Annotated in this window: 9 protein-coding genes, 2 tRNA genes and 1 pseudogene; 5 read left to right on the top strand and 7 right to left on the bottom strand. The window is 70.1% G+C overall.

Annotated features, from left to right (window positions below; genetic code table 11):
• Together AC07NX_RS25965 and cysQ are read right to left on the bottom strand one after the other, a co-directional pair.
• Window positions 1–188 (bottom strand): annotated as a pseudogene (locus tag AC07NX_RS25965) (sulfate adenylyltransferase subunit CysD); the annotation flags it as partial.
• A complete protein-coding gene (cysQ, locus tag AC07NX_RS25960) occupies window positions 185–994 on the bottom strand; it encodes a 3'(2'),5'-bisphosphate nucleotidase CysQ (protein ID WP_494645982.1) in 810 nt (269 codons plus the stop codon). The gene cysQ and the pseudogene AC07NX_RS25965, both read right to left, overlap by 4 nt.
• Window positions 995–1119: 125 nt before the next feature.
• On the opposite strand from cysQ, the gene AC07NX_RS25955 reads away from it, so the two are divergent.
• Window positions 1120–1701 (top strand): MarR family winged helix-turn-helix transcriptional regulator, encoded by a 582-nt coding sequence (locus AC07NX_RS25955; protein WP_494645981.1) that lies wholly within the window; start codon window positions 1120–1122, stop codon window positions 1699–1701.
• On the opposite strand, the gene AC07NX_RS25950 is transcribed toward AC07NX_RS25955, so the two are convergent.
• The 4 genes from AC07NX_RS25950 to AC07NX_RS25935 are packed head-to-tail and all read right to left on the bottom strand — an operon-like array spanning window position 1677 to window position 5554.
• Window positions 1677–2453: an SDR family NAD(P)-dependent oxidoreductase gene (locus AC07NX_RS25950; protein WP_494645979.1), complete on the bottom strand. Its 777-nt coding sequence runs from the start codon at window positions 2451–2453 to the stop codon at window positions 1677–1679. The genes AC07NX_RS25955 and AC07NX_RS25950 overlap by 25 nt on opposite strands.
• Window positions 2450–3217 carry an SDR family NAD(P)-dependent oxidoreductase gene (locus tag AC07NX_RS25945; RefSeq protein WP_494645978.1) on the bottom strand — a complete coding sequence of 256 codons (768 nt, stop codon included), beginning with the start codon at window positions 3215–3217 and terminating at the stop codon, window positions 2450–2452. Before AC07NX_RS25945 ends, AC07NX_RS25950 begins: the two co-directional genes overlap by 4 nt.
• Window positions 3214–4512, bottom strand: a complete 1299-nt coding sequence (locus tag AC07NX_RS25940) for an acyl-CoA dehydrogenase family protein (protein WP_494645976.1) — start codon at window positions 4510–4512, stop codon at window positions 3214–3216. Before AC07NX_RS25940 ends, AC07NX_RS25945 begins: the two co-directional genes overlap by 4 nt.
• A gap of 13 nt (window positions 4513–4525) precedes the next feature.
• Window positions 4526–5554, bottom strand: coding sequence for a phosphotransferase family protein (locus AC07NX_RS25935; protein ID WP_494645975.1), 1029 nt, complete (start codon window positions 5552–5554; stop codon window positions 4526–4528).
• Window positions 5555–5728: 174 nt separating this feature from the next.
• On the opposite strand from AC07NX_RS25935, the gene AC07NX_RS25930 reads away from it, so the two are divergent.
• On the top strand, window positions 5729–6292 hold the full coding sequence (locus AC07NX_RS25930) for a TetR/AcrR family transcriptional regulator (RefSeq protein WP_494645974.1): 564 nt from the start codon (window positions 5729–5731) through the stop codon (window positions 6290–6292).
• Window positions 6293–6504: 212 nt separating this feature from the next.
• On the top strand, window positions 6505–6972 hold the full coding sequence (locus AC07NX_RS25925) for a hypothetical protein (RefSeq protein WP_494645972.1): 468 nt from the start codon (window positions 6505–6507) through the stop codon (window positions 6970–6972).
• A 92-nt stretch (window positions 6973–7064) separates the two neighbouring features.
• Here AC07NX_RS25925 and AC07NX_RS25920 read toward each other — a convergent pair.
• Window positions 7065–7138, bottom strand: a tRNA-Gln gene (locus tag AC07NX_RS25920).
• Window positions 7139–7308: 170 nt separating this feature from the next.
• Here AC07NX_RS25920 and AC07NX_RS25915 point away from each other — a divergent pair.
• Both AC07NX_RS25915 and sppA read left to right on the top strand, forming a co-directional pair.
• Window positions 7309–7385, top strand: a tRNA-Pro gene (locus AC07NX_RS25915).
• 187 nt (window positions 7386–7572) lie between these two features.
• Complete coding sequence (sppA, locus tag AC07NX_RS25910; RefSeq protein ID WP_494645970.1) at window positions 7573–9360, top strand: signal peptide peptidase SppA; 1788 nt, start codon at window positions 7573–7575, stop codon at window positions 9358–9360.
• Window positions 9361–9526: the final 166 nt, after the last annotated feature.

Genomic DNA, 9526 nt, shown 5'->3' with positions numbered 1-9526 from the left:
AACGCCTTGGCCGCCAGGTGCAGCATCACCGCGCTGTCCTTGCCGATCGAGTACAGCATCACCGGCTTCTCGCACTCGGCCGCCACCTCCCGCAGGATGTGGATGCTCTCCGCCTCCAGACGCTGCAGGTGCGTCAGACGCGCCGGGGACAGGGCGGGGGCGGTCTTGATCGGTGCGTTCATCGTCATGCCGGCGCCCTCTCGAAATCGGAGGGGTCGAAAGCCCCCGACGCGACGAACCAGGGATTGGCGAAGGCGGTGTCGTCCGGTACGCGCGACAGGTGGTAGCTGAACAGCTCGCCCCCCACGCGCCGGACCATGCCGCCCGCCGCCCTGAGCACCGCGTCGCCGGCCGCGATGTCCCAGGCCATGGTCCGGCCCAGCCGCGGATAGAGGTCGGCCTCGCCGCTGGCCACCTTGCAGAGCTTCAGCGACGAGCCCGCCGACACCAGGTCGGCGACATCGAACCGCGTCAGGTAGTCGCTGGTCTCCGCGCCCATGTGGCTGCGGCTGGCGACGACGCGCAGGCCGGCGGCGGAAGGCCGACCGGCCTTGAGGGGCGTCCAAGGACCGAACTGGCCGTCGGGACCGAGGACGCTGCTCCGCGCGCCAGCGCCCTCCCCGGCGTAGATCACGCCCAGGGCCGGCGCGTAGACGACGCCCAGGCGCGGTTCGCCATCCTCCACCAGGGCGATGTTGACGGTGAACTCGCCGTTGCGGCTGATGAATTCCTTGGTGCCGTCCAGCGGGTCGACCAGGAAGAAGCGGTCGCCGACCTGGGGATGCGCGCCGGCCTCGGCGGCCTCCTCCGAGACGACCGGGATATCGGGGAACTGCTCGGCCAGGGCGCGAAGGATCACCGCCTCGGCCGCGGCGTCGGCCAGGGTGACCGGCGAGCCGTCGCCCTTGTGGCTGACGCCCACGTCCTGGCGGGCGTAGATGTCGAGGATCACATCTCCCGCGGACTTGGCGATCCGTATCAGCGCATCCAGCATCCCGCGGCTCCAGCTAAATTACTAAACTGGTGTAGTATTTTTTCGCGGGCCGGGCGAACCTGTCCATGGCCCGCGACGCGGCTCATCGCGTCCGCGATCGCGGCGCCGCAACATGACGAGGCGAGATGACCAGGCGCGACAAGAGTCAGGACGACCTTCATTCGCCGCCCCGCACGGTCGAGGATGTTCCGGGCCACGACGCCCTGGTCGGCGGGCTGGAGGTCTGGCCGCAGCTGGATCCCTTCGCCGCCACGGTGCGCTGGCAGCTTCTGCAGCTGGGCCAGCTGGTGCAGCGGTCGGTCGACCGGGTCGCGGCGGCCAATGGCCTCAGCCACGCCGAAGTCGCGATCCTGGGAGCCCTCAAGCGGTTCGGCCCCCCGTTCGAGGCCTCGCCCAGCCAGCTCCAGAGCGCCCACTGGGTCACCCTGCCCGGCCTGACCAAGCCGATCGCGCGGCTGGAGGCGCTGGGCTACGTCACGCGACGGCCCAATCCCGAGGACCGCCGCAGCGTCATCGTCAAGCTGACGCTCGAAGGCAATCGCCGGATGACCGACATCATCGAGAACCAGGCGCCGCCGGAATATTGGGCGATCGCCAATCTCGACCCCGAGCGCCGCGCCCGGCTCGAAGCCGTGCTGCCCGACCTGCTCGACCTTCTGCTGGCCTCCGTCCCGGCCGACGATCAGGCCGGCTTGGACATCACGTAGTTCAGGGCCAGCCGGCCGCCATCGGCATAGAGCGTCTGGCCGGTGACGTAGGAAGCGTCCTCGCTGGCCAGGAACGCGGCCACGCCGGCCATCTCGTCGGCCTCGGCGAAACGGCCCAGCGGCGTGCGCGACAGCATCATGTCGATCGCCGGCTGGTCCAGCGCCGCCTCCGTCATCGGCGACCAGGTCGGGCCCGGACCGATGGCGTTGACCCGCACGCCGTGCCTGGCCATGGCCAGCGCCATGACCTTGGTCAGCATCGAGAGGCCGCCCTTGCTGGTACAATAGGCCGGCGAGGTTTCGACCCCGAGCACGGCGCCGACCGAGGAGATGAGGATGATCGCCCCCTTGACCCCGCTGGCGATCATCCGCCGCGCCACGGCCTTGCCGACGACGAACGGTCCCACGAGATTGACCGACAGCACCTTGGTGAAATCCTCCAGGGGCGTGTCGTAGAACGGCTGGCCGCCCTTGCTGATCCCGGCCGAGCAGACCGCCAGGGCGATCGGCCCGACCTCGGCCTCGACCGTCTCGACCAGGGCCTCGACCGCCTTCTCATCGGTGGTGTCGCAGGCGATGAAACGGGCCCAGCCGCCCGCCGCCCGGATAGCCTCGGCTTCGCCCTCGCCCAGCTCGGCTTGCAGGTCGGTCATGACCACGCGAACGCCGTCGCGGGCGTAGCGCCGGGCTATGGCCAGGCCGATGCCGCCCGCGGCCCCGGTGATGATCGCCACCTTTCCCTCCAGGCTCATCGGTCCGCTCCGGACTTGCGGTCCCAGAAGGAGCCGCCATCGACGCGGATGTTCGCGCCCGTGGTGTAGCTCGACGCGTCCGACGCCAGGTAGAGCGCCGCGCCGACGATCTCGTCGGGGTCGCCCCAGCGGTTCAACGCGGTGCTGCGCCGCGCCTCCTCCTCGGTCGCCCATTCGCCGGCGATGTCGGTGAGGAAGCCGCCAGGGGAGATGACATTGACCCGCACCTTGGGCGCGAACTCCTGGGCCAGGGCGATCGACATGGCGTTCAGCGCCGCCTTGGCCCCGGCATAGGGTGCGATCCAGGGCGAGGGCTTCACGGCGCCGATCGACGAGACGTTGATGATGCTGCCGCCCGCGCCGGCGGCCATCCGGCTCCCGACCAGGGCGGTCAGGCGGAACGGGCCCTTGAAATTGACCGCCACGACCTTGTCGAACAAGGCCTCGCTCGTTTCGACGCTGGACGGCGCGACCGGCGACAGGCCGGCGTTGTTGACCAGCACGTCGAGGCGGCCGAACGCCGCCCAGGCCGCCTCGGCAAGCGCGTCCACCTCATCCCAGCGCCCGACATTGCACGGCAGGGCCGCCGCGCGGCGACCCAGCTGCACGATCTGGGCGGCCGTCGCGTCGCAAGCCTCCGCCTTGCGGCTGGACACGACGACGTCGGCGCCGGCGCGGGCGAACCCCAGCGCCATGGCGTGGCCCAGGCCGCGCGTGCCGCCGGTGATCAGGGCGACCTTGCCGGTCAAGTCCAGGCCGTTCATGCGGTCGCCTCCAGATAGGACGCCAACTTGGCCCGCGCCGCCGTTCGCCGGCTGGGCAGGTGCTCGCTCGGAAAGAAGCCGGGATGCGGTTCGACGCCGCGCGCCAGGGCCCTGGCCACCGACGCCAGGTGCACCTCGGTCGGTCCGTCGGCGATGCCGAACATCGCCGCCAGGCCCAGATACTTGCCGAACGCCATCTCGTTGGATGCGCCCAGGGCCCCGTGCAGGTGCATGGCCTTCCAGACGATGTCCTTGGTGATGTCGGCGGTCGCGACCTTGACCATCGCCACCGCCAGGCGGCCCTCGCGGCCGTGCCCCAGGCCGGCGTCGAACATCCAGGCGGCGTGCAGCACCTGGAGCCGGAACTGGCGCAGGGCGATGGCGCTGGACGCCAGGTCGTTCTGCACGCTCTGCAGGTCGATCAGCCGGCCGCCCGCGACCTCGCGGCTGACCGCGCGCTCGGTCATCATGTCGATCATGCGCTGGCAAAGGCCGATCGCGCGCATGGCGTGATGGATGCGGCCGCCGCCCAGGCGCGCCTGGGCCACGGCGAAGCCCTGGCCCCGCCCGCCCAGCCGCGCGCTGTCGGGCAAGCGCACGCCGTCGAAGCGGATATAGGGGTGGCCGCCCACGCCCTCGGGCTCGCCGAAGAAGCCGACCTCGCGGACGATCTCCAGGCCCGGCGTGTCGCGGGGGACGATGAACAGGGTGTTGCGCTGGTGAGGCTCGGCGTCCGGATCGGTCACCGCCGCCACGATGATGAAGTCGGCGTACTGGGCGTGGCTGGCGTACCATTTGTCGCCGGTGATCCGCCAATCGTCGCCGTCCCGGACCGCCCGGGTCCTCAGGCGGGTGGGATCGGCGCCGCCGGTCGGCTCGGTCATGGAAAAGCAGGAATAGACCTCGCCCGCCACCAGCGGCTCCAGGTAGCGCGCCTTCTGCTCGGGCGTGCCGAAGGCGGCGAGGATCTCGGAATTGCCGCTGTCGGGCCCCTGGCAACCGAACACCACCGGGCCCCAGTCGGTGCGGCCGAGGATTTCGTTGAGATGCAGCAGATGGACCTGGCCGATCCCCGCCCCTCCGTCATGAGCCGGCAGGTGCGCCGCCCACAGGCCGCGCCGCCGGACCTCGGCCTGGAGGGGCGCGAGCGCCGCCCTCGCCGCCTTGTTTCCCCGGTCATAGGGCGCGCTCATGTCGTCGAACACCAGGTCCATCGCCTCGACCTCCTCGGCGACGAAACGGCGGACCCAGTCGAGCTCTTCCTCGAACACCGGCGCGATGCTGAAATCCACCATCGACTTTCCCTTCCTAGGCTTGGCCGCGCGCCATCTCGCCGGCCTTGGCGGCCAGGCGCAGCACGAAGTTCTCGGAATCGGCGGCGTGGGCCTGGCGGCCGCTTTTGAAGCGCGCGTAGTGGCGCTCCATGATGACCGCCAGCTTGTACTGGGCCAGCACCATGTAATAGGTCAGGTGCTCGACGGATCGGCCGGTCTTCTCGGCGTAGTAGTCGGCCAGGTCCTCGCGATAGGGGAAGTCGGCGGCGTCGAAATAGCCGGCCGGGCTCGGGTCGTTCCGTCCGCGGAAGCCGTAGCAGACCCAGCCGAGGTCCAGCAGCGGATCGCCGACCGTGGCCAGCTCCCAGTCGATCATCGCCGCCACCCGGGCCGGCGCCGTGCGTTCGAACAGGCAGTTGGCGAAGCTGTAGTCGCCATGGATGATCCCCGCCGGCCCGGCGTCCGGCGTATTGGCCGCCAGCCAGTCGGCGGCGTAGGCCAGGCCGGGTAGCTCCCGTCCGACATAGTTCTCGGTCTCGGCGTAGGAGGCCAGCTGGCTGCGCCAGCGCTCGACCTGCCGCGCCAGGAACCCCTCGGGCTTGCCGAACCCCTCCAGGCCGACGGCGCGATAGTCGACATTGGCCAGGCGGGCGATGCCGTCGACCAGGGCGAAGCCCAGGTCGCGGCGGTCCTTGCCCGGTCGGTCGAACGGCGCGGGCGGCGGCTCGCCATGGCCCAGCCAGCCGTCGACCAGGGCCATCAAATAGAAGCGCGCGCCGATCACCGACGGATCGTCGCAATAGGCGATGAAGCGCGGGTGCGGCACGTCCGTCCCGGCCAGGGCCGCCAGGACCCTGGCTTCCCGCGCGATGATCTTCTCGCTGTCGGGACGCGGCCGCTCCGGCGGCCGGCGCAGCACCACCTCGGGACCGTCCCGCCGGATCGCCATGACCAGATTGCTGGCGCCGCCGCTAAGCACCCTGGTCCGCACGGGGCCCTGGCCGAGGCCGGGGGCATGGGCGTCGAGCCAGGTCTCCAGCCGGATCTGTTGGTCGCTCGTCATGTCCGGACGGTGCGCGCGCCCCCGGCCTTTCGCAAGACTGACAGTCCATTGAATATATGCTAGTCCAGCATCCATCGAGTAGGCGATGTTCGCCGCTCGCCCATCCCGGATCCGCGCGTGAACGCTTCCAGTCCCGCCCCGAAGGCGCCTTCCCTTCGCGAGGCCCAGCGCGCCATGACGCGCGACCGCCTCCGCCAAGGGGCGCGGGCCGTGTTTTCCGAGCGCCCCTACATGGAAGCGACCATCGACGAGATCGCCCTGCGATCCGGGGTCGCGCGGGCCACCTTCTATCTGCACTACGACAGCAAGCGGGCCCTGCTGCGCGACCTGCTGGTCGAGGACATGACGGCGCACCGGCGCCTCTATCGTCGCCTCGCCGGCCTGGGCGCGGAGCCCGCCCCGGCCGACCTGGAACAATGGGTCCGCCGGTACATGAAGGTGTTCAGCGACCGCCGCGCGGCCTTGTCGCTGTTCAACCTGGTGATCGGCTCGGACCCGAGCTTCCTGGCGGACATCGCCCGCGAACGCGACGCCCTGTTCGACGACGTCGGCGAAAGCCACCCCGCCTTCCATTTCGGCGCCGATCCCGCCGGACGCCGGCGCCGCATGGCCGCCCACCTGCTGGTCTTCAAGATCGAGCAGTTCTGCCTGCACGCCGCCTTCGCCGACTGGGACGCCGACCTGGACGCCGGCGTCGTCATCCTGACCCAGGACCTGGCGGCCTTCCTGCGCGGCTGAGGCGCCGTCGATCGCGGGATATCGCAGGCGCGCTAAGCACGGCGCCAGGCCGGCCGGCGACTTGTCGCGCCGCCGACTTTGGCCTTTTCGTGGGCGGCGGCAGTTTCCTCCCGGTCGCTGTTGCCTGGCTCCTCGGTTCGCCAGGACCTGGGCGCCGAGGCGCGTCGCCGTCTCGGCGCCTGCTTTTCCAGTCTCCATCCGCGGGTATGGCCGTGCGACTTTGCTTCAAGGATCATGGCGAGACCGGCAGCGGGCCGAACGGCGCGGCGCCATCCGTGACGCCGCTTGGCGCGGATCGCCCCGCCAACCAAGGCGCGCCGGCTCCATGGGGCGAAGGCCTGGTCCCCTGGACCGGGCTGGACGGCCTCGCGGCGGCCCTGGCCGGGGCTTCGCTGGAGGCCACGCCGCCGAGCCTGGCCCTCCTCCGCGACGGATTCGACGGCCGCGCCCTCGCCTCGGGAGACGACCAGGCGGGCCGTCTTTGGCGCATCGGCCGCTGGCTCGCGACCCAGACCACCCGACGGCCAGGGTCGCTGCAGATCATCGACGACTGGACGGTCGTCGTCGACCGGCGGCTCGTGCAGAGCGACGCGGCGGGAAACATCCGCGAGCTGTCGTCCCGGCCGAAGGACCAGGGAACCCGGCTCGCCAGCCTGGCGTGCTGGGGACGCCGTCGCTAGGTCGTCCGCGCTCTGAGTGGTTCATGCGATCGACGACAGCCGGCCTGTCTGGCGGCGGGCCTGTCTCGCAAAGGTCGGCTCGATGGAAGAAGTGGCTGGGGAACTAGGACTCGAACCTAGAATGACGGTACCAAAAACCGCAGTGTTACCATTACACCATTCCCCAGCAGGAACGGCGAGACCCGTCTGGGCCCGGCGAGGCGGTGGAGATAGCGCAGGAGTCGGACGGATGCAACGCCGCTTTGAACTTCTTTTTTTCCACCGTTTTTCTTTTTGTGGAGGGATTTTTGTCGCTTGCGAGACCGCCGGGGCCTGTCTATAAGCCGCCCTCCAAGTCGGAGTGTGGCTCAGTCTGGTAGAGCACTGCGTTCGGGACGCAGGGGTCGCAGGTTCAAATCCTGCCACTCCGACCATTTCTTTCCCGAGATTTCCCAAAAAGCACGACCTCGCGGGGTCGCCCCGTCGAGGGCGGCGCGCCGTGCCGTTCGCGCGAGCGGTCGCCAAGTTTAGAGCGCCGGAAACCAGGGTTGCGCGCAGTTCATTTGACCGTGACGCCAGGGTCGCTACTAGCTTGCGCGACACGAGGCAGCAGGACGTCCGATGAAGCAGTTTCTCATGACCGTGGCCGGCGTTTTCGTCGGCTTGGTGTTGTTCCTGGTCGGCGTCCCCTTCCTCCTGATCGTCATGGCGGCCAGCGCCGCCCGTCCCGCCCCGATCCCCACCCACACCGTGCTGCAGCTGGACCTGCGCGGCGGCCTGTCCGACCAGGAGCCGCAGAACCCGTTCGCCGCGCTCGGCGGCGGGGGCGGCCAGTCGGTGATGTCGATCATCGAGACGCTGCGCCGGGCCGAGGCCGACGACAAGGTCGAGGCGGTGCTGGTGCGCCTGCCCGAGGGCGGCATGGCCCCGGCCGCGGCCGACGAGTTGCGCCTGGCCTTCAAGCACTTCCGCGCGGTCGGCAAGAAGCCGATCTTCGCCCACAGCCAGGGGCTCTATCCTTCGGGCCTGGTCACCTCGACCTACATGCTCGGCGCGGCCGCCAGCGAGTTCTGGATGCAGCCCGACAGCTCGCTGCAGGCCGTCGGCGCGTCCAGCGAGGAGATGTTCTTCAAGCGCTTCTTCGACAAGTACGGCGTCAAGGCCGACTACGAGCAGCGCTACGAGTACAAGAACGCGGTCAACCCGTATCTCCATAGCGACTACACGCCGGCCCATCGCGAATCGACGCTGTCGTGGATGGGCTCGGTCTACACCACGGCCCTGACCACGGCCGCCCAGGACCGCAAGGTCGATCCCGCCGCCCTGATCAAGACGATCGAGGCCGGGCCCTACAGCGCCGAGGAGGCCAGGGCCAAGGGCCTGATCGACCGGGTCGGCCAGGTGAAGGACGCCCAGGACGCCATGCTGTCGCGGGCCGGCAAGGGCGCCAAGCTGCTGGACTTCGACGACTACACCTCGCGCGCCAAGAAGGCCCCGGCCAAGACCGGCCCGACCATCGCGGTGGTCTCGGCCGAGGGGGCGATCATGACCGGCAGCGGCGAAGGCGGCTCGCCATTCGGCGGCGACAGCACGATCTATTCCGACCAGGTGGCCAAGGCCCTGTACGACGCGATCGACGACAAGGACGTCAAGGCCATCGTGTTCCGGGTCTCCTCGCCCGGCGGCTCGGACACCGCGTCCGAACAGATCCTGGCCGCCGTGAAAGCGGCCAGGAAGGCGGGTAAGCCCGTCGTGGTCAGCATGGGCACCTATGCGGCCTCGGGCGGCTACTGGATCAGTTCCGGCGCCTCGGCGATCGTCGCCGAGCCCACCACCCTGACCGGCTCGATCGGCGTGTTCGGCGGCAAGTTCGCCCTCGGCGAGGCCCTGGCGCGGTTCGGGGTCGACACCCGCCAGGTCCACGTCGGCGGCGACTATTCCGGCGCGTTCGGCACGGGCCAGGAATTCACCCCCGACCAGCGGGCCAAGTTCGCCGGCTGGATGGACCGCATCTATGCCGGCTTCGTGCGCCGCGTCGCCGAGGGCCGAAACCTGCCCGAGGCGCGGGTTCGCGAGATCGCCAAGGGCCGGGTCTGGACGGGCGTCCAGGCCAAGCAGCTGGGCCTGGTCGACGAGCTGGGCGGCTTCTACGAGGCCGTCGACAAGGCCAAGAGCCTGGCCAACATCAAGGGCGAGGTGAAGCTCAAGAAGATCGGCGGCTCCAACTCGCCGTTCGAGGCGCTGGAAAAGTTGCTGGGCGTCAGCGAGACCTCGGTCCGCACCCTGGCCGCCTCGGCCTGGCTGCTGGGCGACCCGCGCTCGCAATCGATCCTGGACGAAATGGCCAAGGCCCGCCTGCGCTCGACCCCCAGCGGGGCGTCGGTGCTGGCGGACACGCCGGTGCGGTAGGGCGTCGACATCGAGGATCGAAGGGGCCGTCCGGGAGACCGGGCGGCCCTTTTTCGTGCGGTCGGCGCCGCGGCCCCCTCCGGCCCTTCGGGCCACCTCCCCCAGAGGGGGAGGATCTGGTCGGCCCCCGCCGCACTGCGTAGATGCTCCCCCGCTGGGGGAGCTG

The organism is Caulobacter sp. GW821-FHT09A05, assembly GCF_059418465.1.
The sequence above is the reverse complement of the archived record's forward strand: the minus strand, read 5'-3'. Positions and strand labels throughout refer to the sequence as shown.